Below are 26,010 nucleotides of genomic sequence, written 5' to 3'. Positions count from 1 at the left end.
TTGGAAAAATCTTCTTATGTTTTGAAATGCCTGGTGAACCAATTGGAAGATAAACGTGCCACCTCTTCCAATTTTCCCGGTTCCTCAAATAAATGGGTGGACTTCGCCACAATTTCCAGTTTTTTTGTACAGTTTAAATGTTGATAGGCTTCTTCGTTCATTTCCACAACCGCATGGTCCCTACCGCCAACAATGAGTAGGGTTGGGGAAATTACCTTATGCAGTTCACTTAGGATAAGATCTGGCCGTCCCCCTCTTGATACTACCGCCTTAATATCTTGACCATAAAAGGCAGCAGCTCGCAAGGCAGAGGCCGCTCCAGTGCTAGCGCCAAAATATCCCAAGGGTAAACCTGCTAGTTCCTTCTGTTGCTGTACCCAATGGGTTACGTCTATAAGGCGTAGGGTGATCATATCTATGTTAAAGCGATTTTGGTAGCTCATATCTTCCTCTTCGGTCAATAGATCGAACAGGAGGGTTGATAGTTTTTTTTCCTGAAGAATCCCAGCTACAAAGTTGTTTCTTGGACTTAAGCGGCTACTCCCGCTTCCATGGGAAAAAATGACCATACCAATTGCATTTTCCGTCAACGCTAAATTACCTTTAAGGTTAAGTCCGTTAAGGTTAATCTCTATAGGGGTGTAGTTGGATCTGCTCATTGTAATAGTATTAGGATTAATGCTATGTCATTATACAAATGGAACAATGGCTTATCCAAGTTGGCCATAGTACTGCAATTAACTATCTAGGGTGGTTTGCTTTGTTTTATCTTCTGTCAATTTTTGGTTATACAAATAATTTTAAAACTAATAATGTCCTAAATAGCTGTGTTGTAGAAATAGAAACACCTTCCCCAATGCACTTACAGTGCGGGATTTTACGCTAATCCGTATTTGTCCGGGACAGCAGGGAGAGGCGTTGTTTTAACCCTTTTAGGGTTGTTAATAAATATAAGTCATGTCTTGGTTTTTGAAAATGACAAGGGTCAGTTTTCTTCCTATTTGGGTATGACTTTTGTCATTTCCGGGTTAAAGCTGATGTATTATATTTAGGTGGGTCGCTTTTTGCATTAATGCTAAGTGACCCCAACTACCATGTTTGCGTTTAAGAGCTATAACATCGCCGATTGGTTCTCGTTCTACCGGATACTGGCAGTACCGCTATTACTGTTGTTCCTATGGTTAGGGGAACAGCAGTGGTTTGCTTGGTTTTTACTCCTAAGTTATAGTACAGACGCTATTGACGGCTTCCTTGCCAGAAAACTAAAAATTACCAGTGCCAGAGGGTCACAGTTGGATTCGTTTGGAGACCAACTAACCTTTGCCCTAGGCCTTATTGGGCTGTGGGTGTTTACCAATGATTTTATAAGGGAAAACCTGTTCTTAATACTTATTGCCTTTGCCCCGTACATTGTGCAAATGTTGATAGCCCTAAAAAAATATGGCAAGGCAACAGCATTCCATACCTATATGGCAAAGTCTTCCGCTGTTATACAGGCAATGTTTATTTTATGGTCCTTGTTCTTTGATCCAGTAAATTGGTTGTTTATTGCAATGGTTATTATAGGCGTTCTGGAAACGGTAGAGGAAATTACACTGATCTTTATGTATGATGTCTGGGTAGAGGATGTAAAGGGTATTTACTGGGCTCTCAAGGATGAGCGGAGGGTGAAAAACAACAATACTGAAACCATAGAAGAAAATGGCTGACCATACAGCTTTGGAAGAAATTCTAAAATACTTAAAAGGAGGTGATTTAAGATCTGTGGGTTCCGTAGCAGATCTAATACCGCAGATAAGATGCCAAGCGGATTTTGATCTACTCTTTTCGCTCTTGCATTGGGACAACCGCTTAATTGTAATGAGAGCCGTTGATGCCATAGAGAAAATTACTATTGGCCACCCAGAATATTTGTATGGGCATGCCAACGAATTGATGCAATTTTTAATATCTGCCAAGAATAAGGAGTTTAAATGGCATCTGGCCACCTTGATCAGCAGATTATCGCTTGCCGGGAAAGAACTTGAAAGGGTTTGGGGCATATTAAAGTCATGGGTTATGAATCCACAGGACAGTAAAGTTGTAAGGGTAAATGCATTGCAGGCTTTGTATGACATTTCCAGACTGCATAAATACCTTAAAAAAGAACTTGATGATCTTATACCCCTACTGCAAAAAGAGGGAATACCGTCTATTAATTCCAAGATTAGTAAATTGTATAAATAGGGTCTAATGGGTTAGTATATGACTATTTGGGTCTTAACCTCCCATGTACTATCAGAATCAGGTTGCTTACCATGGATAAATTAAGGAGGGAAATAAAGTGGTAAGCTTAAACCATATTCAATTAAAAAAATGGACTACGTTGGAATTATACAATGGTTGTTAAAAGGAGATGTATCTATTCAATATCAGGTGTATAGGGATTTACTGGGAATAGAAAACAAAGGGCTACAACAACGCATAGTCCATGAAGGTTGGGGGGCGCAATTTTTGGCAAAACGCAATGCGGACGGTCACTGGGGACAAGGTTTTTACAGGCCCAAGTGGACGTCTACACATTATACCCTGTTAGACCTTCGCAATCTGGGCATCGCAACAAACACCAAGTCAATACAGGAAACCATAGCCAAAGTCTTAAGGGAGTGCAAGGCGGCAGACGGGGGTATTTACCCCATTTCCAAAAAAAGCGATGTTTGTGTGAACGGGATGTTTTTAAATTATGCCAGTTATTTTAAGGCAAATGGCTCCAAATTGGATTCGGTAATAGATGCACTTTTGAATGAATGGATGGGCGATGGCGGTTTTAACTGCAGGTCCAATCGGTCCGGGGCCGTGCACAGTTCCCTGCACAGTACCTTGTCAGTCTTGGAAGGCATGACGGAATATGTCAGGAATGGCTACACCTATCGGTTGGATGAGGTAAAAAAATCCATAGCCTCAGCAAAGGAATTTGTACTAACGCATCAGTTGTTCATTTCCGATAGATCAGGGGAGATCATTGATTTAAATTTCTGTAGATTTTCATACCCAAGAAGATGGCACTATGATGTATTGAGTGCCTTGGATTTTTTCCAATATTCCAGGTCAGAATGGGATCCTAGAATGCAGCCGGCTATAAAACTGCTGTTGCAAAAGCGGAAAAAGGATGGTAGGTGGAATCTGCAGGCCAAGCATCCTGGCCAGACCCATTTTGAAATGGAAAGGGCAAGAGAGCCCAGTAGATGGAATACGTTAAGGGCGCTACGCATACTAAAGTATTATAAATTGGATAATAAGGCCAATATAGTAATGGTTATGGGCCTGCCCGGTTCTGGTAAAAGCTACTTTGCTGAAAGGTTGGCAAAATCCCTAGGGGCCGATTATTGCAGTAGTGATCAACTTCGTAAGCTAATGTTTGCAAAGCGAACCTATTCCACCTTCGAAAAAGAGAGGGTATATAAGGCTATGCGGACCAGAATGCAAGAATCCATTACCCAGAGAAAGGACCTGGTGTTGGACGCCACCTTCCATAAAAAAGAAACTAGGGATGAATTCAGAAACTTGGCAGCAGGGGCAAAACTTTTTTTTATTCAAGTGTGGGCAGATGAAATGGTAACAAGGGAAAGGTTAAAGAAAACAAGGCCTTTTAGTGAGGCAGATATTAGAGTATATCTACTAATTAAGGAACAGTGGGAAGATGTCCTTCATCCGTGTTTGCTCTTACAATCTACCAACCATAACATAGACTCCATGCTAGAAGGCGCTATAAATTATATTAAGGATGACAAAGGAACAGATTTCTAAACTTATTGTGCAAGGAGGTTTTCCAGACGATAGCTTGGAGCGGAAACTGCTTGAAACCCATATTTCATGGGTCATATTGGGAGACCAATTTGTATATAAGATAAAGAAACCTATTAAATATTCATTTTTGGATTTTTCTACCCTTTCCAAGCGAAAGCATTTTTGTCTGCGGGAGATTGAATTGAACAAGCGCTTCTCTAACGGGATATATTTGGGGGTGCTGCCTATTAGGGAGTATAAGGGTACTTATGCATTGGGAAGCAGTGAGGGGAAGGTAATAGACTATGCGGTAAAAATGATAAAGATGGACCCGCAAAAACAAATGGATATTCTGGTTTTGGGAAATAAGGTGAGAGTAGCCGATATGCAGAAGCTTGCAGGTATCATAGTAGACTTCCATAAGGGAGCTGTTATTATAAAGGACAAAAATGTATTGGATGTTGCCAATAAATTCAACGACTTGGAAGCGGAAAAGGAATTTCTTTCCCAAAATATCGATGATAAAATGGGAGAGGTAATTGATTGGGCCATAAAACTGTCCAATGCTTTTTTAAAAAGTTATAAGCCCCTAATGGAAGCAAGGTTGCAATCAGGGTTTTATAGAGATTGCCACGGGGACCTGCACTGTCGTAATATATTTCTACTCCCTGAGCCGCAACCTTTTGATTGTATTGAATTTAATGATGACTACAGACATATTGATCTACTGAACGAGGTGGCATTTTTGTGTATGGATCTGGACGCCCTGGATAGAAGTGATCTTTCCAAGAGCTTCATAACGCAGTATAACAGCCTGTTTCCAATTATACGAAACGAAAGGGAAAAAATGCTATTTGACTATTTTAAGGGCTACAGGGCAAATGTACGGGCAAAGGTCAATAGTCTTAGGGCTAGAAGTGCTGTTGGGAAGGAGGACAAAACAAAAGCTCTGGAGGAGGTAGTGAAGTATGTAGAGCTAATGGAATTTTATTTAAACGGATTGGGAATGGATGTATAAGAAAACTGTCTTTAGTAAGGAATAGACGGCTTGTAACTTATATGGATTTAGGGTATGGAAAATGCAAAAATTGGTTACAAATTTACCTTTGCTCCAATTAATATTATAAATTGTTAGGGATAACCACTAAATAAAAGCCATGGAAAAACTTGTAAGTTGTTTGGGTGTTATACTCTTGCTTTCTTGCGGAGATGAGGAAGTGTTCTACGAAAAAGGGGATTACGATAAGGTTCCCAAAATTGATACACATATTCATGTGTCCACCAATAGGGATGCCTTTGTACAACAGGCGCAAAATGATAATTTTAAATTGTTGAATATTGTGGTGGACCTTTCCAAGGGGAAGGAATTTTTGGAAGAGGAGTATAGGTACCGACTGGAACAAAAAACAAGGCATCCAGACGATTATGAATTTGCTACAACATTTTCCATTGAGGAGTGGGACCACCCCAATTGGTTAAACAACACCTTGTCTTGGTTGGATAAGAATATTAACGAGGGAGCTATAGCAGTTAAAATTTGGAAAAATGTGGGGATGGTCTTTAGAGATTCTACCGGACAATTGGTAATGGTTGATGACCCAAAACTGGATACTATCTTTAAATTCTTGACCAAAAGGAAGATTCCCGTAGTAGGACATCTTGGGGAACCAAAAAATTGTTGGCTGCCTTTGGAGGAAATGTCGGTAAATAATGACAGGGTTTATTTTGAGGAGCATCCCCAATATCACATGTACAAACACCCGGAATTGCCATCCTATGAGGATCAGATCGCGGCAAGGGATAGAATGCTGGAAAGGAACCCGAATTTAATATTTATAGGAGCCCATATGGGTAGTTTGGAGTGGAGTGTGGACGAATTGGCAAAACGATTGGATAAATTTCCAAATATGGCGGTAGATCTTGCAGCGCGTATAGGACAGGTATTTTCACAGACCATAGAGGACAGGGATAAGGTTAGGGATTTCTTTATAAAATACCAAGACCGTATTCTCTATGCTACAGACCTATCGGACAATGGGAAAGCTGAGACTACACATTTAAAGAAGGATATGCACGATACCTGGTTATTGGACTGGCAATTTTTTGTGACCGATGACCTCATGAACAGCGATAGGGTAAACCAGGAGTTCCGGGGACTAAAATTACCCAAATCAGTGGTAGACAAGATTTATTATGGAAATGCCAAAAAATGGTTGAATATGTTCTCCAATTAAAATGTTAAGTTCCTTTGGTGTTTCCGATACTATAATTAGGGTGTTATACAGTTTTTCGGACATGTGATCAGGATTGGCAGGGATATTAGGATCTTTATTCGGAAGTGCCTTTATAAGTTGAATTGAGTTGGTTAATTTTGGACCGAACAATATTTGATTTCCATGAATTTAAATTTAAGGTGTACCATTGTAATAGTTTTTCTATTTTTTTCTTTGGGCTTGAGCCATTTAAAGGCACAGGCTTCAACAAAGGATACACTGAGTACATGGCAGATGCTGGGCTATGACGGATTAAGTGCATTTGGAGGGTTAAAACATGCTTACTCCAGGCCTTTTCACTGGAAAAAAAAGGACCTTGTAACAGCAGCGGGCATAGTTTTAGGCACCGCTGCCCTTTATAGTTTTGATGAAGAAAGCTCTAATTGGTTTCAGGGCCAGGAAGAGCACATTCCGGGAGTGCTTAAAGAAACGGGCTATTACCTGGGGAAACCGCTTTATAACTACTCCATCAACGGGGGGGTGTATTTGGTGGGGCTACTTACCAAGAATGAAAAATGGCGAAAAACGGGGGTGCTCCTTATTTCTGCCGCTTCAACTGTTGGGATGTTACAAACGGTGAGCAAAACATTTGTAGGTCGCGCCAGGCCTATCGCCAATGTAGGAAAAGCAAAATTTAAACCTTTTAGTAGTGAGGCTGCGTATCACAGTTTTCCATCGGGACATACTATTTTGGCCTTTACAACCTTCTATGCCATAGGCAAGCAGTTTAAAAATCCCTGGGCCAAAGGCGGATTTTATGCTTTGGGACTCGTTTCTCCCGTAAGCAGGTTATGGTCGGGGGCACACTGGCTAACCGATGTGGCCCTGAGTGTGGCTGTAAGTATGGTAGTGGTAGATTCTATTGATAAATACCTGGATAAGGAAAGGTATCCAAGCAATTCTAAAGACCAAATTAGTTGGAAACTGCAAATGGGGGTGGGAACCATAGGGCTAAAAGGTACCTTTTAGTAGATTTCATTATAACGCTACTACGAATACTTTGTTTAAAACTTATGAATTAAAGGCTAATAGCTTAATTCTTCACCCTAGCGGAGAATTACACTGAACCTTTTATTTAAAGGATTTTTTTCTAACTATTTCATAGGTGATCAGACCCAATGCTATTAAAAGACATAATGTGATGGATATAAAAGGATTACGCTCTATAAGTTGCAAAATTGAGGATAATAGGTCCATAAATTGTATTTATTTAAAGTTTTAAGTATTAATTACGTTCGTACATCATAGATATGGTAAGGGCTAAAGGTTGCTTTTTTTCTTTCTTAAATATTATTGAAAACCATCATAAAAATTGTTAAAACCCCGCAATGATTGAATCCATGATGTGTCCACAAAGTATCTTCTCCCGAATTAATTGCGGGGCTAAAACCTAAACCGCTTAATGGGGAAGAAGAACAGAGGTGTGGGCAGGGGTTAGGATATGCTGCCGGGACCAATAATTCGAGGTCTGGGTTAACAGTATGAAGACTTATGTTATGCTTTTCCTCCCTTAACTACTTTGTAGGTAATTAGTACCAAGGCAATAAGCAGACAAAATACGATAGATATATAAGGGTTGTTATCTATGAGCTTTTCAATTTGGGTTATAATTTCCATAGTATTAATTTATTTCAACTTGTCTAAGGATCAGAAAGATCTTTAGTGGTTATTTTACACACAAAGCCTGTTCCAAAAACTCTTAATTAAATTACAATTCAGACCCAAACTTTGTTAATTTTTAGTTTGTCCATTTTGAATACTGTGTTAGAGGTAATTGGGAAGCTAGGATAAGGGCATATGTAAGGGAGTGGGAACAATGTAAGGAACAGTTCTAAAAGAAGGGAAAAGATTAGGGGCAGGTATTATGAAATATACTTTTGAGGCCCAAAAAGGTGGCTGCAACCCCTGTTATAAAAAAGAAAGGAATGCAATTGGGGTAAAGGGGGTACTGGGATGTGGCCATACTTATTTCTGTACCTTGGAAATAGCTAAAGACTGGATGTGGCAGCTTAATGAAGTAAGTATTTATTTTTATCCTTTTTCATCACCATGGAAACCAGTTTAAAAAGTTTGGCTTTTACCGTTCTATACCCGGTTAGGTAATCGTTTATTTCTGACTGTATTTTCCAATGGGATGCTATATAAGCTTTCTCCTGTTGCAGTTGGTCCACATTGTCCAACATAACCTGCAGTTTATTTTCATGGGCCTGTACCTTTTTAAGTAACAGAACTACCTCTTTTTCAGCGCTCAGGATAGCTCCTATAATATCTTGGCTCTCACCAAAAATTTCCGAGTCCGTAAGGGGTAGGGTGTACTCTTTTACTAGGTCGTTCAAGAATAACTGTTCGTCACGGGTAAATTTTAATTCGGACATCCACTGTACGCTGGCCCTGTGCATTTGTCCAGGGTCTAGCCATTTCATATAGTGGCTTTTTTTGTTTTGGGTGTTCATGATGTTTTATTTTTAAATTCTATATGATATTTAGGTCATTTTAATCTGTAGCTGGACATATCCTCTAAAAAGCTTCCGTATTATGTTTAAACCAGTGCAGGGAGGCTACTGCAAGGTAAGCGGGTGGGTCAGGATATCAATGACAATAAAATTACATAAACGGAACAGCATTGTAAATGATGTGGGTCACTTTGGGCCGTAATTTATTTGTCTTTTCCTAATAATGAAAATTTATTGGGGAGTCAGGTTGTTATAGATGTTGTAGATATGTAATTCATTGTAAATGATTAACTTAGATGTCTGTTAAGGTGTTTGCAAATTCTTGCTACTGCAAACTTTCTACTGATGTGTAAGTATTTATAATTTTGAGGTACAAATAGTACTAAATCATATTAAAATGAAAATAATAAAATTAATTACCATAGTTTTTGCATTATTGGTTACGGATGTAGCCACTTCGCAGACCAAAAAGGACAAAAAGATTGTGAATGATGCAACAGAGGCAAAGAAAACTTTGATAATGGCCCATTCCGGTCTACAGAAGTTGTTTGATGAGTCGGCGGGTTATGTCATTTTTCCCAATGTGGGCAAGGGAGGATTTGTAGTAGGAGGAGCCTCGGGGAACGGTGCCGTATATGAAGATGGCACGCTTATAGGGGTTGCGGGACTTAAAAAATTGAATATAGGCTTACAGGCCGGGGGTCAGGCAATAATTGAAGTGATATTTTTTGAGGATGATAAGGCACTGAACGAATTTAAAGAGGGCAATTTTAGCTTTGCGGCAGAGGTGTCTGCCGTAGCCCTCAAATCCGGGATCGCCCTTAATGCAAAATACAAGGATGGCGTGGCCGTTTTTGTTTTGCCCAAGGCGGGTCTTATGGCAGATGCATCAGTGGGAGGCCAGAAATTTAGTTTTAGGGCTTTTTAATGGAGAGACCATAATGTGTTTGTGCGCGGGGTCTTTATTTAAGGAACTTATGTGGATATATAATGAAGTATCTATCTAGAGTTAAATTTATACCATTTTACTTGGTTTCCGTACTTCCAATGTGGTTGTTGTATTGGATGTCGGATGTTTTGTACGTACTGTTGTATTATGTAATAGGGTATCGTAGAAAAGTAGTATACACCAACCTACGTAACGCTTTTCCTGTAAAGAGCGAATCTGAAATAGAGCAAATTGCCAAGGATTTTTACAGACATTTGTGCGATATAGTGCTAGAATCCTTTAAGCGATTAACGATACGGGAGAAGACTATAAAAAAGCGATTACGGATTAAGAATCCTGAGTTGATCCAGAAATATGTTGAAGAACAACGTAGTATTCTTCTGTACACCGCCCATCAAGGTAATTGGGAATGGTTGGTGTTTTTACCTTTGATGTTTCCCTATAGCTCCAATACATTTTATAAACCTATCAAAAATAATTACTTTGATGGGTTGTTCAGAATAATGAGGGAACGTTTTGGTGTGAATTGTGTGGAGTCGGACAAAGGGTATAGGACTATAATTGAAAATCATCGAAATAAGGTACTTACTCTGAATTGCATGATCGGAGATCAGAGTCCGACCAAAATCAGCAGCAAGTATTGGTGCCATTTTCTCAATCAGGATACTGCCTTTTTTATTGGAGCCGATAAGATTGCCAAGAAAACAGATCAGGTGGTGTTGTTCCCTTTTTTTAGAAAGTTGCGAAGAGGTTATTACGAATTGGAGTTTTACATAATAGACGACCATATAAATAGCAGGAACAATTATGGGATTTTGGAAAAATATGCCAAACTCTTGGAGCAGGCCATTCATTATGCACCGGAATTGTGGTTATGGAGCCACAGACGGTGGAAATTAAAAAAGGAGGATTTCAGCAGAACGAGTGAACTACAACTGCTTTCCAAATAAAACCACGGGCAGTGACCACAAGATCTAAGCAGAATAGGGTATTTAAATATAAAAGTCGGTTTTAGTTCTTTGTGGCTATTGGTCGTTGTGACCCAAACACAAAGCTAAATAAATACCCTAAAAGGTAGCAGGATACCAATCCAAAAAAGGCATACATTAAAAAGTTTATCTCCGTGTAGTTACTGATGTAATAGATTAAAAAACCACTTGCAACAAAACCGGTCAAAGTACCCGCCGCATTAGCTCTTTTGGTAAGCATTCCCAAAAGGAACATGCCGCCCAAACCTCCGGTGAACAAGCCTAAATATCTATAAAATTCATCCCAAAGGGATTTAATATTGGAGTTCGCCATCCATAGTGCAAACAAAACACCCACGATTCCCGTGACTATCGTGGCCAGCCTTGCAATACGGAGTAGCCTTAAATCTGATATACCAGGACTAAAATGTTTGTAAAAATCACTACAGAATGCCGTTGAAACAGAATTTAAACTACTACTAATACTGGACATGGCAGCAGAAAATATACCTGCTATCAAAAGGCCGGATATACCTGTAGGAAGTTCTTTTACTATGTACCAAGGAAAGATGGAATCGTTATTGCTTATAGCGGGGGATAGTCTACCTGGCATCTCGGTATAAAACATAAAAAGAAGTGTGCCAATTCCGAAAAATATTATGGTTGCCGGCAGGGTTAAAAAGGCATTGGTGAAAACTGTTTTCTGGGAATCCTTTACATTTCTACTGGTTAAATAACGCTGTACAATGGTCTGATCTGTACCTTGGGTCACTAAAGCAGATGCCAAACCACCAATAAAGACCACCCAAAAGGTAGAATCGGTAAAATTGAAATCCGTATTCATGATGTTAAACTTATTCATGTCCGAAGCGTGAGTTATCATTTCGCCAAAGGATGATTCCGTGTGGAAGAGAATCCAAAACACGGCCAATATACTGCCTCCCATTAGTACTACAACCTGCAATACATCGGTCCAAACCACTGCCTCAATTCCGCCAAATGCGGTGTAAATAATGCATAATACGCCCATTATAAGAATACAGGCTTCCACGGGGATTGCCGTAACTATGGAAATAGCCAGCGATGGCAATAACAATACTATCCCTATCCTTCCCAATTGGAAAAGTATAAAGGATAAACTGCCCAGTGCCCTTGCCGCGTAATTAAACCTGTTCTCCAGAAATTCATAGGCTGTAGTGATGTTTAGCCTGGCAAAATAGGGGATAAACAAATAGGCGATAACCGGGGTTATTAGTATGGCGGTCATGTTTAACATAAAATAAGACCAGTCTGTAATAAAGGCCTTGGCTGGAATGGCCATAAATGTAATGGCACTTAAGAGTGTTCCAAATACACTTAAACCAGAAGCCCACCAAGGGATGCGTCCCCCCCCTGTAAAGTAATCCTCTGTGGAACGTTGTTTCCTTGAAAAGTATAGGCCAATAAGCACAGAAACGGCTAAGTAGGCTGCCAATACACCATAATTTATTAAGCCAAAGGGATGGGCGGCCTCCACATTGCGAAATTTAAGGATGCCAGGTGTGCGGATGCCCGGAGAAACCTCTCCAGAAACAATTATAAAATCCTCTTCATCATGAAGAGAAAGGGCGGTAACGGGGATAGGCTGATCAAGGGCTTGGTGTGTAAACCATTGCTTAGTGATGGTATTGTAGGCAATAATATTCTTGCTAAAACCGGGATGTTCGTCCAAAAGTTTATTACGCTCCAAGATCAACTTCTTTTTTATGGAGTCGTTCTTTTCCTTTTCTATGCTAAGACCATATTCCTCAAGTTGTGTAAATGGTTTTTCATTGGAGCCACCGTAGACCAAGATATGCATGGACCCTTTTGCCTGAGCAGATGCGCCCATTAGTACTATGGTGTCCTGACCTATGCGAATGTCATCTTCCAATGTCCAGCTGTTGGTTTTTAGATTATACGACAGGTAATTGGTAGGGGTTTCAGAAACTTTTCCCGGCTTTTCATTTCTGCCGCCAATAACAAATATTTTTTTGGCCTCCGAAGCTTCTTGGATAACAGCCGTATGCAAGGCCCTTGGGGAGCCGGGAAAGTCAGGGAGGCGTTCCCAGGCAGATTTTGTTTTGAGGTCCAATCTAAAAAAATAATTGGTGCTATTTCCTTGGGATATTCCACCTACAACGTATATATGGTCTTCATGTAGAACGGCAGTGGTATGGGATAAGGGGTGGGGGAGGGCTGGGTAATCTACAATGCGAATATTAGTTGTGACAGGGTCGAAATCCAACAAGAATACATCCTTGCTGCTACGCTGGGCGTTGTTTCCTCCAATGCATACTATGCCATCAGGAGTTGTTACCGATGCGCCATAAGCCAAGGGCCGAGGTAAGGTTGTAGAGGATATATGCCACAGATTATCCCTAAGATAATATATTTGATCGCTCCAAGTTTTTTGTCCTCCTTTCCAAGGTAGGGCCTCTGGAAAATTGGCGCCACCGGCAGCAATGAGCGCCCCGTCTTCCATGCCTCCAAACATTCCGGCAAAACCAATGGATTTTGTATTAGCTGTTGGTGCGGGAAGATCCGGTAGCTGTGAGGTAGTGAGGTTTAAACTGTCTTTGGCCAGAGCCGGTAAACTGGAAAGTAAGGTTAAGACTAAGATTATAATGCTCTTGGATGCACTCATTGGATGGAAATTAATTATCGTATCGCAAGATACTTAATTTTATGTATTATGTAATACATATTGATTGATGTCTTACTTTTTTAACATAGTTGTTTGCTGATATACAAGGTGTACATGTCGTTATTCGTACATGTCTTCTATGTTTACAGCGTGCATTTCCATCATAAATTCGGCAATGGCATCTGTGGCCGATATAAAAAAGTCTTTCCCATTTTTGGCTGTGGCCTTTTTAGGATTTCCAACCCCTGTATCCTGTGTTACGGCCGTCCATTTGCGCTGGGCGGTAACCCACCCCTCCCGTAAACCTTTAATTTTATAATTTAGGGCATTGCCATCGCCGGCCAGTTCCAAAGGCAATACTAAAGTGGGTGTTAAGTACATTGTAACGGCAGTTTCCAATTCACCTGCATGGTCTCCGGGTTCCTCAAAGAAATCCTTAGGTCTAGATGCTTGCCACCAGTTTAAGGCACACGCAAAAACCTTGGGATATATGATACTAAGTTCCCGGATAATGGGTTTAAAATTATTGCCACCGTGTCCGTTTACAATAACCAATTTGTGGATATTATGGGTGTCCAGTACCTGAACTATATCTTTTAATAGGGCCAGTTGTGTACTGGGATTCATGTTTATGCATAGTTCAACATCCATCTGCCCTGTATTTACGCCAAAGGGAATATTGGGCAGTACAATAACCTTGGCTCCTTTGTTCCATGCCTTTTCTGCAGATGCAATGGCAGCATTTTCTGCCAATATGTTATCGGTACCGTAGGGTAGGTGATAGTTATGGGCCTCTGTTGCTCCCCAGGGCAAGATGGCCACAGTGTACGTTTGTTCCCGTACCGTCTTCCAGTTGGTTTCGCCCAAAACATATGGCCTTGGACCTAATGTAGTTTGTTTGCTCATTTTGTGGTGTTTTTAAAAGGGTTGATCATTTACGACCCGAAATGCTAGTCCCAGTGAAAAAAATAGTTAGTGTTGACCATAATTGGTATTTAAACTGTTGGTGCATCAGGCTAGCTGTTCAGATCGGCAATATATGTAACACATAAAACAAGTTTAGGTGTTAAACATAAATTAATTGTAATATTGTCTTAAATTACACAAAATTGAGTAGCCTAAGAAAAGAATAGTGTTGGTTGGCACAGTAACTATAACCTTAATGACACATGAGTAAATTGAATAAGTTGGAACCATTGGAAAACTTATCATTGGTTGATAAGGCCGAAATACGAATCCTAAAGTTTTTAAAAGAAAATAATTTACAACCTGGTGATGCCATTCCCAAAGAATTGGAATTTTCCGAAGCATTTGGTGTGAGTAGAACGGTGGTTAGGGAAGCCATGTTACGGTTGCGGACTTTGGGGATTGTGGATTCCAAGAAACACAGGGGTATGATTTTGACCCAACCGGATATAATAAAGAATTTTGAACGTATTCTGGACCCCACACTTTTGGGAGATGATATTATAAGGAATTTATTTGAACTCCGACTCATTTTGGAAATGGGGATTGCCGATTTTCTTTTTGAACATAAAACACAAAAGGATTTGGATGAATTGGAGGAAATTGTAAGCTTGGAAGAAGAAAACAGTTATGAAAAGAATCGCTTTTCCCTGGATAGGGAAATTGCATTTCATGGAAAATTGTATCAGATGTCCAATAACCCCACCGTTCAGCGATTTCAGCGACTATTGTTGCCTGTTTTTGAGTATGAATACCTGCAGGAAGCTAGGAGGAACAATACCGAATATCAATATTCCTCTGGGCAGTTTGTGACCCATAGAATGCTTATGGATAATTTAAAGGTAGGTACTCCAGAGACCTATAGGAATGCTATGCGCCGTCATTTGGAACCACATTTTGACCATGTTTTTAACAGTCCCAAGAAATAGGGTTAATCAACCTATTTATATAGTAGAGGGAAGAATTTTCCTTGCATTTTTTCGCCTTTTGGGATTTTAGGGACACCGGCCAGTAGCTCCTCGTCCGTATTGCTGATGGTGCCATCTGCAAATACGTTGAGAACAAAGGCCCTTCTGCTTTTATTGGATTTATTTTCATAAGAACCATGAACCATTAAGGGGTGGTGAAAGGTGGCATATCCTTTTTTTAAGTCAATGGGGACGGGCTTAAACCCCTTCTTTTGTTCTGTGTTGAGATATGGCATAAGGCCCTCCATATTCCCGGCCAATGAGGGAGCATCCAACAGGCCCCACTTATGACTTTTGGGGATATAGTGTAGGCATCCATTTTCGGTTGTTGCCTCGTCCAAGGCTGTCCAACAAGTAAGGTGTTGCATGGCAATGGTCCGGGTCCAATAGGAGTAATCCTGATGCCAGGCTACCACTCCACCATGAAGGGCAGGTTTGCAGAACAATTGGTCGTGCCAGAATCTTACGGGTTGGTTTTCCAACAATTGATAGGCGGCCATGGTAAATGCCGGATTCCACAAAATATCATGGAAGCCCGGACTTATGCGCCAATGTCCTAAGGAGTGGAACAAGACCGAATTGGGGTCTTGGGATTCATTACTGTGGAATTCATAGAACAATTGATGAGCAGGATGTTTGGGATCCATTATTTCCTCCAATTCCCGATTTAATAAGTCTACCTGCCATTCCTCCAACATCTTTATTCCCGATACATATCCAAACTCGCGATAATGGGCCAATTGATCTTCCGTTAGTCTGTATTGCTCCCATTCATCTCGGGTTGCGGGTACGGGGAACATTTTGGAAACCGGATGGTCATAATTGGCCAAATCTTTTATGGTGGACATAAGATGCTGGTTTTTGGGCTACGCCTATTCTTGGGCGCTAGCTATTTTTCTTCCCATAAATGTATCTATTTTTTTTAAATCTAATTGGGCGATTTGTCCAAAGGCTAAAAACCGGGGAAGAATTTCCCTCTGTTGGTATACCCTTATTTTTTCTTTTTTCCAGGTTTTTTGTATTTGTCCTTGCCATCGGTCAGCCATTTTAAGGAAAAGCTTACAAATGGGTTTTTTTGGTAATCATCCTGTTCAAAAAACAGTCCGATATCCCCGTTTTCCATGATGGTCATGGAAGAATAGGCCGATTCTCCTTTGTAGATGGTTTTGCCTTCGGACCAGGTTTTGCCTTCATCATAACTAATTCTAACCGTCATGTTAACACGTCCTTTTTCACTTTTGGCATTGGAGAACAGCAATCTGTTTTTCTTATAACCATCCTCAATAGAGGTGTATCGGATAATGCTGGCGTTGCATCCCGGATCTATTAAATTGGGTGCGGCATTTGTTTCCCAGGTCTTTCCCTCATCCTTGGATAGGTGTATATATCGCATTCCTGTTTTGTTGGCCCTGGCATTGATCATCCAATCCCCATTGGCCAGTTCTACTATTTTGGATTCGTCGGCGGGACTTACAGGCGTATCTATAAAGAACCAAGTTTTTCCATGGTCCTTACTGCCAAATACATGTAAGCCGTTATTCAGATTTACCATGCAGTGTAGTAGAGTGCCATTTTGTGTCTGAATGCCACGGCCAGAGGTTATAAACTTAAAATCCTTGTGCCATTCCTCCTTGGTTATTTGCGGGGTGATGTCCACTGGCTCGCTCCAGGTTTTACCATTGTCAGCACTTTTTGTCATATGTAAATAGTAAACATCTTTTTCCTTGTCTAGATCCATATAGTTATAGAAAAGGAAAATTTCATTGCTTAACTTGTCTACGATCATAGAGGGGTCAGAAGCGGATTGCCCTAATGGGAAGTCTACAATTTTTTCTATTTCGGACCAGGTTTTACCGTTATTGCTGCTACGTCTTATAACTATGTTGATGTCCTTGCTCCATTTTAAATCGCCGCAGGAAGGAACCCGTTCGTCAATGGCGGCAATTAGATCGCCATTGGGAGCGGTAGCCAAAGCAGGGATACGATAACAGGACACATCCGGATTCATTGAAGTATTGAACAGGTCCTGATGGGCAATAACCCCATCCGCAAACTTAAATTTTTCATGTTGTGCTGTGCAGCTTAAGGCCGCAAATAACAGTGTTATAAAAATATGTTTCATCTTTAGCATTATTAGGTATCTGTAAAATTAAGTATTTATGATATTGTTGTTTTCCATTTTTTCAAAGGCTCTCCAGCATTGTAACATGGCCCTAGGAACGTGGAAGCACCCCTTCCATTTTCCTCCTTTTAGGTCCAGTAGCACCTCGCCTCTTCTATTTAAATACCCGTACCACTCACCGTTTTCCGGGTCGGCGAAATGTCTCCAACTATAATCGTGGACCTTGGTGTACCACTGGGCAATTTCTGGGTCCTGTATCTGTTCGTAGGCCTTTGCCAAGGCCACCAATGTTTCCAAATGTACCCACCACAGCTTCTGGTCCCATTCCAGCTGTTGGGGCGGCTGTCCCTTGGAATCCATAAAATAGAGGATACCTCCAAATTCATGGTCCCAGCTGTAATCCAGAATATTGATAATGGTCTTCACAGCTTTATGTATCAACTCCTTGTCTTTTCTTCTTAGCGCGATATCGATCATAAACCACATAGCCTCTATACCATGGCCAGGGTTTAACAAGCGGCCATTAAAACTGTCCTCTAAACTGCCATCTGGTTTAACAAACTCATATATTATCCCTGATTTTTTGTCCAAAAACACCTCCATCACCTCTTTTATCGAAAAATCGATGGTTTGTTCCACTTCTTCAGGCTTTAAAATGTCTTCCAGCTCCAATACCAAATTGGAAAGAATCATAGGAAGGGCAAAACTTTTTAAGGGTCTTTGGGAGGTGGTTTTTTCATACAAGCCTTTCGGGTTGTCCCTTCTCTTTAAGATATTGAGGTATGTTTTCTTGGCTAAGTCTTTGTATTTTATATCATTGGCTGCCAAGGCGTATTGTCCAAATGCCATAGCGGCAAAGCAATCAGAGAAAATATTATAGGGCTGTACCAATGGTTTACCGTCTGCTGTTAAGGAGAAATATACATTGCCATGGGCATCCATCCCTTTGTCCCTTATAAAGTCTACCCCGCTTTTTGCAATTTGCAACCATTTTTCCTTCTGCTCCACTTGGTTGTACAGGCTGGCAAACATCCAAGCCTGCCTTCCTTGTAGCCACATAAACTTATCTGTGTCATAAACCTTTCCTTTGCTGTCCAAACAGGTGAAATAACCGCCGTTTTCTATATCTAGGGAGTGTTTTTCCCAAAAGGGAATCACATTGTTCAATAAGGAGTCTTTGTACAACGCACTTTGGGGTTTCATTTAGAGTAGTTTTTATTTTTGTTCAATTTAACTAATGGATTTGCGAGATGGGTATTATTATTTTGTGATGTGGCTTGCAGGGAGCTTACTTGCGAAGCCCATGATACCAAGTGTGGTCAATTCCTTTTTGGCCTCTTCCAATTCAATGTTGTTAAGGCTTGTGTGGGGAAACCTACTTGGTCCGCAATCTATGCCCAATATTTGCATAAAGGATTTTGCAGCACCGTTAAAGCCTCCTTTGGCATTGAGAATGTCAACAAACTTCATGGATTTTTCCTGAAGTTGGGCGGCCAATACATGGTCATTGTTGTTAAAGGCTTCCAAAATACCGTGATATAAGGGAGCTAAATGGTTGTAAGTGCTTCCTACCCATCCATTTGCACCGAAAGGAAGGCTGGAGAGAAAAATTTCATCAAATCCGAACAGGATATTTTGTGAGCCATTATCAAAGTCTTTACAGTATTTGTAATCAATTAGATCATTATTGGTGAATTTGATGCCCGCCAAATTTGGAATTTGGGGAGTTGCCAATTCTAGGAACTGCTGCATGGAAAAATTTGCCCCTGTAAGAACGGGAATATGATAGTAGTAAAAGGGGGTATTGGGTGCGCAGGCGGCTATTTCCTTGCAGTATTCCACTAATTTATTTATGTTGCCCAGTCTAAAATAGTAAGGGGCCAGGGCTGCAATGGCATCTGCCTTGTCACTGGAGTTTTTGGCCAGTTCCATGGCTATTTTTAAACTGGAATGGCCTACGTGGTCTACCAGGAAAAAATTCTTGGGTTTGTTTTGTGACCAGGCGGTTATGAGTTCTTTTCTTTCTTGCAGTGTCAAGGAGGCAAAGTCACCGGTAGAACCGTTTACAAAGGCCCCGTTTACTTTATTGTTTTTTAAAAAGCGGCCGTAATTGGGAATCACATCCAAATTTAAGGAGGTATCCTTGTGCATAGGGGCATAGGTGGCGGCAATAAGTCCGTTCATATAGTTGATTTTTATTATGTATTACAAAATACAAATTTGTATTGATAGAGCGGGTTAATTGCTCTCTATTGTTGTCAAATCCTATTTTAAGGATGTTTTGGTGTTAATTTAGCGTTAGGTCCTTAGTTTTGTGTAGTTTTAAAAAGGGTTCCGGTGTAACTGGAACCCTTTTTTTAATCAAACACAATTTAAACTAACTCTAATCAATATTTTAGTTGTACCCGGGTGTTTGTTCCAAGGAAGGGTTGCGCCCAATCATATCTGTGGTAATGGGCAGTAACAGTTTGTATTCATCGCCTGGGCTCAGAAAGCTTACATTGTTGAAAACAAAGCTAGCTCCGGCCCTTCTAAGGTCCCACCATCGTTTTCCTTCTCCAATAAATTCTTTGTAACGCTCTGTTAGGATGGCATTGGTGTTTTCTGTTTGTGAGTCATTGACATATCCATGGACTAACGGATCGTAGTTTTCTCCATAGGCCCTTTCGCGAATTTGGTTTATTTCCTCAGAGGGATCCTCGTTCAATAGGTTTTTGGCTTCGGCCAATAATAGGATAACATCTGCGTATCTATAAACAGGTACATCATTTTCAAAAATTCGCTCAGAACCAACTACTTGTCCCAGGAACTTATTGAGAACGGCACCAAAATAAGCAGATTCAGTATAGGAGGGGTAACCCAGTCCACCATTGTCATCCTCATAAAGATGGATGTAGGTGGCATCCTTACGACTGTCGGCATTATCGTCCAACAATAGGAGTGTTTTTTCGGATGGTCCGTAGCGGTTGGCACCAGCAATGATGAAATTGCTCATGGAATTGCCGTCGTCATTATAAGTGGGGTTTATTTCCGTGCTTCTTCCGGTATGACTGTTGTAAAAATTGGATGCCTCATCTTGTTTGTACTGCATGGCGAAAATGAATTCACTATTCCCTTCATTTTCTACACCCCATAGATTGGAGATACTGGGTTCTAGGTTTACTCCTAGGGAAGCTATTTGCTGCAATGCGGATTTGGCAGCTTCAAAATCAGCAGGACCTCCGCCCATAACATTGCCAGACCAGATGTAAACATCGCCTTTTAGGGCTAAGGTGGCTGCCTTTGACCAGAAATTTCTATTGTCTTCCCAATAGCTGTTGTCCGAGCCAAAAGTGCTTAGGGAGGCTTCAATATCCGCTTTTATTTGTGCCATTACCTCTGCTTCTGTAGCTCGTGGTTTACTTAGGCTGGCCGGGTCTACTTCTTCTATTGGTTCCAAGATAATTGGTACTCCGCCCCAGGTTTTTAGTAATGTATAGTAGTAGAACGCCCTTAAGCCATAGGCCTGTGCCAGAATATGGTTTTTATCCGCATCCTTAACAAAACTTACATTGGGGGTGTTCACCAGAAAGTCGTTTATACGGTGAATTCTGGTGTATAGTCCGGCCCAACCACCAAAAGGGGCAGAGGCAACGGTGATGTCCGATCGTATCAAAGATTCATTGGAAGGCGATTCAAATGTGCGACCTCCCCAAATATCACTTCTTATCTCACCCAGAAGCCATAGAGTGGAAGCAGATGAGCGTAGGTTGGCGTATAGCCCGGTGTGGGCCGTTCTGGCACCCTCTTCCGTGTCCCAAAAACCAGCTGTGGTCAATTCGCTAGGACTCGTTAAATCCAACTCGCTCTCACAGGCTGCCAAGGCAAATGTCAATATTAATATATAGATGTAATTCTTCATGTTCCTTTAATTTTAAAAAGTTAGGTTTAGTCCAATGGTGATTGTTTTTGGTAGGGGGAAAGCTCCGTATTGTACCCCGCCAACTTCAGGTGTTTCACCGGTATAGCCCTTAAAGTAATGCAGGTTGCTAGCTGTCACAAAAAGATTCAGTCGTTGAATCTTATTGTTGAAGTATGCGGTAGGGATATCATAACCAAAGGTTACTTCCCTAAGGGCCAAATAATCTCCTTTTTCCCAGAATTGGCTGTTTCCCGCATTTAAAAGGCTATTGCTGTCGCCTGAGCTGGCACCCTCATTACCTCTCCATACATTCTTGGTTCCATTTACAAATACAAAACGTGGCCAATCGGTGTCGGTATTGTTGGGGGTCCAGGAATCCAATACCTCTGTAGGTTGGTTTAAGTTACCCTGTGTCTGTGCATATCCTTTGTTTCTAATATGGTTCCATACCAAATGCCCGGTGGCAAAGTCTGTTTTTACAAAAAGGTTAAAGTTTTTGTATCGCAAGCTTGTGGTTATACCTCCTAAGAAATCTGGGGTGGTGCGTCCAATAACCTTTCTGTCGAGGCTGTTGATTACCCCATCGTTATTTTGGTCTTTCCATTTCACATCACCGGCGAAATGTACATTCTTGTCACCTGGTAAAAAGTCATCCTGGATATTGCTATCGGCATCGGCCTCTGCTTGATTGGCGTAGATACCTTCTTGCTCATAGGCAATGACCAGATCGTTGCCTACTCGCTGTCCCTCTTGCAGGCCACCTACCCATTCTTCTTCCCCTGTTTTGGAATTCCAGATCAATTGTCCGTCTTGCCTGTTAAGATCATTGGCATTTTCTGGAAGCTTCTGCACATAATTTCTGTTTGTGCTGACGGTTGCGCCCAAGTTCCAAGTGAGGTCCTCGTTTCTTATAATGTCGCCATTAAGCTGTAGTTCAAAACCTTTGTTCCTGATAGTACCGTTGTTGGTCAAGATGCTGCTAAATCCTGTGTAGAAGGGCAGGGTAAGGTTGGCCAACTTGTCTTTTATATCCCTGGAATACAGGTCGGTAATAACTGAAAGACGGTCGTTAAAGAAGGAGATGTCCAAGCCAGCGTTGAAGGTGGTCGACTTTTCCCATTGTAGGTCCAAGGTAGGTAGGCCAGAATTGGCATAACCCGTTTGACCATTATATACCCCTTGGCTGCCATAGGCCCCAAATACACCATAGTTGCTCAGCACCTCTTGGTTTCCGTTTACCCCGTAACTAAGCCTGGGTTTTATTCTGGTAATTGTTTTACCTAAATTGGAGTTTGTAAAGAAGCTTTCGTTGTGAAGGTTCCAGCCAAAGGACACCCCAGGGAAGAAATCAAATTTATTATTGCCCAATCTGGATGAACCATCATTTCTAAACGTAAATCCAAAAAGATAGGTGTTGTTATAGTCGTACAATAGCCTTCCAAATGCTGAGGTGATTACATATTCGGTTTCAAAACTGGACGGTATGCCATCGGCTTCTGCACCAGCATTCAATGTCTGGATCAAGTCGGTGGGCGAATTTCTCGTTCCTGCAGCAGTGGTGTAGTAGTTATCTTTATAGTATTCGGCACCCACCAAGGCATTTATATTATGGGAACCAAAATTATTGATGTAGTTCAAAGTTCCTGTTAATTGGTTTCTTAGGGTTCTTTCCAAGCCAATAGAGGCTTCACGGGCGGTTCGCAAGGGTCCACTGGTGCTGCCTGTCCTGTAGGCCTTGTTAAAGCTTTCGTCATGATTGTTTATGGCAAAGTGACTGCCATCCACGGAAAGCTTAAGATGGTCTATAAGGTTCCAGTCAAAGCCAACCGAGGCCGATAATCTTTGTTCTAAATTTTTTCTGACAAATTTATCCTGGTAGTATAAGGGGTTGCCAAACCCTTGGTTTTGTCCCACGGCATATTGGTCCGAAAAAGTGCCATCAGGGTTGTTGTCATATGTTCTGGAGGTAGGGGCCTGACTTTGGAATCTCCTGAATACGGTGTTGTCGCTCCCTAACGGACTCAAACTAAGGTTGGAGTGGGAATAGAGAATGTTACTGTTCACTTTTATCCTGTCCGATATTTTATAGGATCCCGAAAATTTGCCGGAATACCTTTTAAACCCGGACCCCAAGATTAGGCCGTCATTGTCCAATAGGCCTAAACCTAAATAGTAGGTCCCTTTTTCGTTGCCGCCGTCAAAGGATAGGTAATGATCCTTTGAAGCGCTGTCCTGATAAATCCTATCGCCTACAGTGGTGTTGTTGTAGAACAAAATTTCCTGACTTGGATTTAATATGTCCGGAATGCTGTTCCAGCCCGGTTGGTTTAATAAATATTGATTGTCAGTAGTTAATAACTGGGTCGTAAATGGAGAATCCGTAGTATTTCCGCCTGTCCCCATACTATTGGCCCCGTCCAAAAAGGCCCCAAAAGAGCCTGGATTGTTAATGGCTTCCCTAAACCAAGCAATGGATTGCCTGTTGTAGTTTATGAAATCGGCCGCACCAATGTACTTCTGATCGTTTCGTTCTTCGTTTATACTGTACTTGTATCTGTAATTAATAGAGGATTTGCCTACTTTCCCTGATTTGGTGGTTACTAATATAACCCCATTGGCAGATCTAGCACCGTAAATAGCGGTGGCTGCGGCATCCTTGAGCACTTCAATGGACTCTATGTCGTCCGAGTTAAGGGCGTAAAAGGAGCTGGGAATACCGTCTACCAAAATAAGGGGTGATCCGCTGCCGTCAAAATTTGTTCCCCCGCGCAATACAATTTGTGGTGTGGCGCCTGGCTGCCCGGTAGTATTGGTTACCCGTAGACCTGCAATGGAGCCCTGTAGGGCTGTAGCTGCGTTAGATCTGGTGGAGCTCTCCAGAACCTGGGTGTCCAATTTGGATACCGATGTGGTAAGGGTAGCCCTGGTTTGCGAGCCGTAACCGGTAACAACCACCTCATCCAATAGGGCGGCGTCTTCCAAAAGGGTCACGTTTATAGTGCTTTCAGTTCCAAGGGTGACATTCTGTGATGTGAAGCCGAGGTAGCTAAAAATTAGGACATCTCCTGTTTGTGCCTTAATGGTGTAATTTCCGTCAAAATCGCTCTGCGTACCATTGGTAGTTCCTTTAACCAGTACGTTTGCGCCCGGGAGGGGTTGCCCAGACCTGTCTGTAATAGTTCCTTTGATATCCATTTGCTGCGCAAATAGGGGTGCGCTTCCTAGGAGCAGGAATAGATTGAGGATCAAATAGATTGATCTGCTAGTTGTTTTCATGTGTTTGGATTTATGGGTAGCCCCACTTCCAAAACGCTGCTTAAATTGTTTCATAAATAATTGAGTGTTTGGGTTATCATTGGTTAGATGTTGGGCAAGATATATAATATTTGTTATTATGTTATACATAATGCATATTAAAAAATGAATTTTAACATTGTAATGTATTTTTTTATCTATATACTATTTTTTGTGGTATTTGAGGTTAAAAAAGTATCTTATGGTGTTTATGTATTGGTTGGGTTTTGGTGCTCTAGAAAACAAAATGGATCTATATGATCTATTTGTTTGTCTTTTGTATGGAACAGGAATCTTTTTTTAAAAGAAGTAGTGCATGCTCTAAAATGATCTTTCTACAACCCTTTTGGCCTCTTTTACAACAAAAATGTGGTCTGTTTTCTGGAAAATGATAGTTTTAGGCCTGCCAATTAATAACCAACATTCATGAAAACCAAAATTGTCACCATCGTATTTATCTTGCTAGGAATGGGCCTGTTCGCCCAAAAAGGTATGAAACTCGGAATTCACGGCGGATTGCCTCTGGAGGAATTTAGCGAGGAATTAAGTATAGTTGCCGGATTGGACCTGGGCTATAGATGGGGGGTAAGTGAGGTGGTTGATCTTGGGATCATGACAGGTTTTGTCAACGGTTTTCCCGAAAAGTACGATAGGGAACTTTTTTCTGCCGATTTGCCCAACATACAGTTTGTGCCCGTTGCGGGATCTATAAGGGTATGGACCTCTAACTCGTTTTCTTTCGGTGCCGATGTAGGTCAGGCAATAGGTATCAATGATCAAAATGATGGTGGATTGTACTACAGGCCTGCCATTGGATACTTAATGGGCGCCCAGACCGAAGTAAATTTTTCATATACCGGAATAGACCTGGATGATAGAACTTGGTCTACCCTTACTCTGGGAGTTCTTTATACGTTCGACTTCTAAAAAAAAAATCGCCTTTTCATCTATGTAGTTAGCTACAGAATGATGCGGTAGTTTGCCGTTATTTATAAATCTACCATAATATACTACTTCGCTAGGAGCTAGTTGGCAGCCTTTTGTTGTGTACAACTACTTCTAATATACTATTTATTGCTAAGTTTATTTTATCCCAGTATTTAGGAAATGTTATGGGGCCCAATATAAGCTGCCAACACGCCTTGCCATTTAAAATGGTTTGCCGCATGATCCTAAATGCGAATTACAATAATCTAAAATTTTGGCAATAAGTTATTTAGTAGCAAACATCTTTTTAGAAGGCTGACTTTTGCATAATAGTTGTGGGGCTTTTTAATTTAGAAATCTCATTATTAAATAGTTAAGTAAATGTAAAATCGTAAGATCAGTCAGACTTTGAAGGTTCTATTTATCTAGTTTTGGTCCCTAATAACCTTAACCTTTAGAAAGTGGGGTCGGTTAATTATTGTGTAATAATCGTGCGTAGGTGTCGTGACTTAATTCCAAGTTTTGGTGTTGGAGTCCAAAAGAATACTTAGTTGGCGTTGGCTTGGCATTTTGGTCGGGATTTGGTTTCTTCCCTAGGGAAGGTTTATTGCTCCTTCAAAGTGGATGTAGTTCATAATCTGGTTCTTGGCTGTCTTGTACGCCATTCTTCTATGCAAACCTTTGCATTCAATAAAAAGACACAATAATTCCGATATTCTTAATAAAGTGTTAATTTAGTTATGACAAAACTAATTAAAA

20 protein-coding genes are annotated in these 26,010 nt (G+C 41.0%); 10 read left to right on the top strand and 10 right to left on the bottom strand.

Translation table 11 applies throughout. The annotated features are described in order from the left end of the window. Positions 1–14 precede the first annotated feature (14 nt). Entirely contained in the window at positions 15–659 is a 645-nt protein-coding gene (locus EHW67_RS01220) for a dienelactone hydrolase family protein (RefSeq protein ID WP_126160518.1), read from the bottom strand. A 435-nt stretch (positions 660–1,094) separates the two neighbouring features. On the opposite strand from EHW67_RS01220, the gene EHW67_RS01215 reads away from it, so the two are divergent. The 6 genes from EHW67_RS01215 (at position 1,095) to EHW67_RS01190 (ending at position 7,007) form a co-directional block, all read left to right on the top strand. Beyond that, positions 1,095–1,709, top strand: a complete 615-nt coding sequence (locus EHW67_RS01215; protein WP_126160517.1) for a CDP-alcohol phosphatidyltransferase family protein — start codon at positions 1,095–1,097, stop codon at positions 1,707–1,709. Then, positions 1,702–2,226, top strand: a complete 525-nt coding sequence (locus EHW67_RS01210) for a hypothetical protein (protein ID WP_126160516.1) — start codon at positions 1,702–1,704, stop codon at positions 2,224–2,226. The genes EHW67_RS01215 and EHW67_RS01210 overlap by 8 nt, the downstream gene beginning before the upstream one ends. A gap of 129 nt (positions 2,227–2,355) precedes the next feature. Continuing rightward, positions 2,356–3,786 carry an AAA family ATPase gene (locus EHW67_RS20435; RefSeq protein WP_202911889.1) on the top strand — a complete coding sequence of 477 codons (1,431 nt, stop codon included), beginning with the start codon at positions 2,356–2,358 and terminating at the stop codon, positions 3,784–3,786. Next, positions 3,764–4,783, top strand: a complete 1,020-nt coding sequence (locus EHW67_RS01200; RefSeq protein WP_126160515.1) for a hypothetical protein — start codon at positions 3,764–3,766, stop codon at positions 4,781–4,783. The genes EHW67_RS20435 and EHW67_RS01200 overlap by 23 nt, the downstream gene beginning before the upstream one ends. Positions 4,784–4,922: 139 nt before the next feature. Next, positions 4,923–5,999: an amidohydrolase family protein gene (locus EHW67_RS01195; protein WP_126160514.1), complete on the top strand. Its 1,077-nt coding sequence runs from the start codon at positions 4,923–4,925 to the stop codon at positions 5,997–5,999. 162 nt (positions 6,000–6,161) lie between these two features. Next, entirely contained in the window at positions 6,162–7,007 is an 846-nt protein-coding gene (locus tag EHW67_RS01190; RefSeq protein ID WP_126160513.1) for a phosphatase PAP2 family protein, read from the top strand. Between the two features lie 1,040 nt (positions 7,008–8,047). On the opposite strand, the gene EHW67_RS01185 is transcribed toward EHW67_RS01190, so the two are convergent. Further along, positions 8,048–8,491 (bottom strand): hypothetical protein, encoded by a 444-nt coding sequence (locus tag EHW67_RS01185; protein ID WP_126160512.1) that lies wholly within the window; start codon positions 8,489–8,491, stop codon positions 8,048–8,050. Between the two features lie 397 nt (positions 8,492–8,888). Between EHW67_RS01185 and EHW67_RS01180 the strand changes: the two genes are divergently transcribed. Both EHW67_RS01180 and EHW67_RS01175 read left to right on the top strand, forming a co-directional pair. Further along, the gene (locus EHW67_RS01180) at positions 8,889–9,419 is read left to right on the top strand and encodes a lipid-binding SYLF domain-containing protein (RefSeq protein WP_126160511.1); all 531 of its coding nucleotides are present in this window, start codon (positions 8,889–8,891) and stop codon (positions 9,417–9,419) included. Between the two features lie 62 nt (positions 9,420–9,481). After that, complete coding sequence (locus EHW67_RS01175; protein ID WP_126160510.1) at positions 9,482–10,390, top strand: lysophospholipid acyltransferase family protein; 909 nt, start codon at positions 9,482–9,484, stop codon at positions 10,388–10,390. Positions 10,391–10,451: 61 nt separating this feature from the next. Here EHW67_RS01175 and EHW67_RS01170 read toward each other — a convergent pair whose 3' ends face one another. Then, the gene (locus tag EHW67_RS01170) at positions 10,452–13,073 is read right to left on the bottom strand and encodes a sodium:solute symporter family transporter (protein WP_126160509.1); all 2,622 of its coding nucleotides are present in this window, start codon (positions 13,071–13,073) and stop codon (positions 10,452–10,454) included. 120 nt (positions 13,074–13,193) lie between these two features. Next, on the bottom strand, positions 13,194–13,979 hold the full coding sequence (locus tag EHW67_RS01165; RefSeq protein WP_126160508.1) for a creatininase family protein: 786 nt from the start codon (positions 13,977–13,979) through the stop codon (positions 13,194–13,196). A 263-nt stretch (positions 13,980–14,242) separates the two neighbouring features. Here EHW67_RS01165 and EHW67_RS01160 point away from each other — a divergent pair, with 263 nt between their 5' ends. Continuing rightward, positions 14,243–14,968, top strand: a complete 726-nt coding sequence (locus EHW67_RS01160; protein ID WP_126160507.1) for a FadR/GntR family transcriptional regulator — start codon at positions 14,243–14,245, stop codon at positions 14,966–14,968. 11 nt (positions 14,969–14,979) lie between these two features. On the opposite strand, the gene EHW67_RS01155 is transcribed toward EHW67_RS01160, so the two are convergent. The 6 genes from EHW67_RS01155 to EHW67_RS01130 all read right to left on the bottom strand — a co-directional run bounded on the left by EHW67_RS01155 (position 14,980) and on the right by EHW67_RS01130 (position 24,360). Further along, positions 14,980–15,855, bottom strand: coding sequence for a phytanoyl-CoA dioxygenase family protein (locus tag EHW67_RS01155; protein WP_126160506.1), 876 nt, complete (start codon positions 15,853–15,855; stop codon positions 14,980–14,982). Positions 15,856–15,998: 143 nt separating this feature from the next. After that, complete coding sequence (locus EHW67_RS01150; RefSeq protein WP_126160505.1) at positions 15,999–17,129, bottom strand: sialidase family protein; 1,131 nt, start codon at positions 17,127–17,129, stop codon at positions 15,999–16,001. Between the two features lie 27 nt (positions 17,130–17,156). After that, a complete protein-coding gene (locus EHW67_RS01145) occupies positions 17,157–18,332 on the bottom strand; it encodes an AGE family epimerase/isomerase (RefSeq protein ID WP_126160504.1) in 1,176 nt (391 codons plus the stop codon). Between the two features lie 57 nt (positions 18,333–18,389). Further along, positions 18,390–19,313 carry a dihydrodipicolinate synthase family protein gene (locus EHW67_RS01140; RefSeq protein ID WP_126160503.1) on the bottom strand — a complete coding sequence of 308 codons (924 nt, stop codon included), beginning with the start codon at positions 19,311–19,313 and terminating at the stop codon, positions 18,390–18,392. Between the two features lie 211 nt (positions 19,314–19,524). After that, complete coding sequence (locus tag EHW67_RS01135; RefSeq protein WP_126160502.1) at positions 19,525–21,030, bottom strand: RagB/SusD family nutrient uptake outer membrane protein; 1,506 nt, start codon at positions 21,028–21,030, stop codon at positions 19,525–19,527. A 12-nt stretch (positions 21,031–21,042) separates the two neighbouring features. Further along, positions 21,043–24,360 (bottom strand): SusC/RagA family TonB-linked outer membrane protein, encoded by a 3,318-nt coding sequence (locus EHW67_RS01130; RefSeq protein WP_238389811.1) that lies wholly within the window; start codon positions 24,358–24,360, stop codon positions 21,043–21,045. Between the two features lie 390 nt (positions 24,361–24,750). Here EHW67_RS01130 and EHW67_RS01125 point away from each other — a divergent pair, with 390 nt between their 5' ends. Then, complete coding sequence (locus EHW67_RS01125; RefSeq protein WP_126160501.1) at positions 24,751–25,251, top strand: hypothetical protein; 501 nt, start codon at positions 24,751–24,753, stop codon at positions 25,249–25,251. Positions 25,252–26,010 lie beyond the last annotated feature (759 nt).

Source organism: Arenibacter aquaticus (assembly GCF_003957295.1).
GTDB lineage: Bacteria > Bacteroidota > Bacteroidia > Flavobacteriales > Flavobacteriaceae > Arenibacter > Arenibacter aquaticus.
This window is presented reverse-complemented; position numbering and strand designations above follow the sequence as displayed.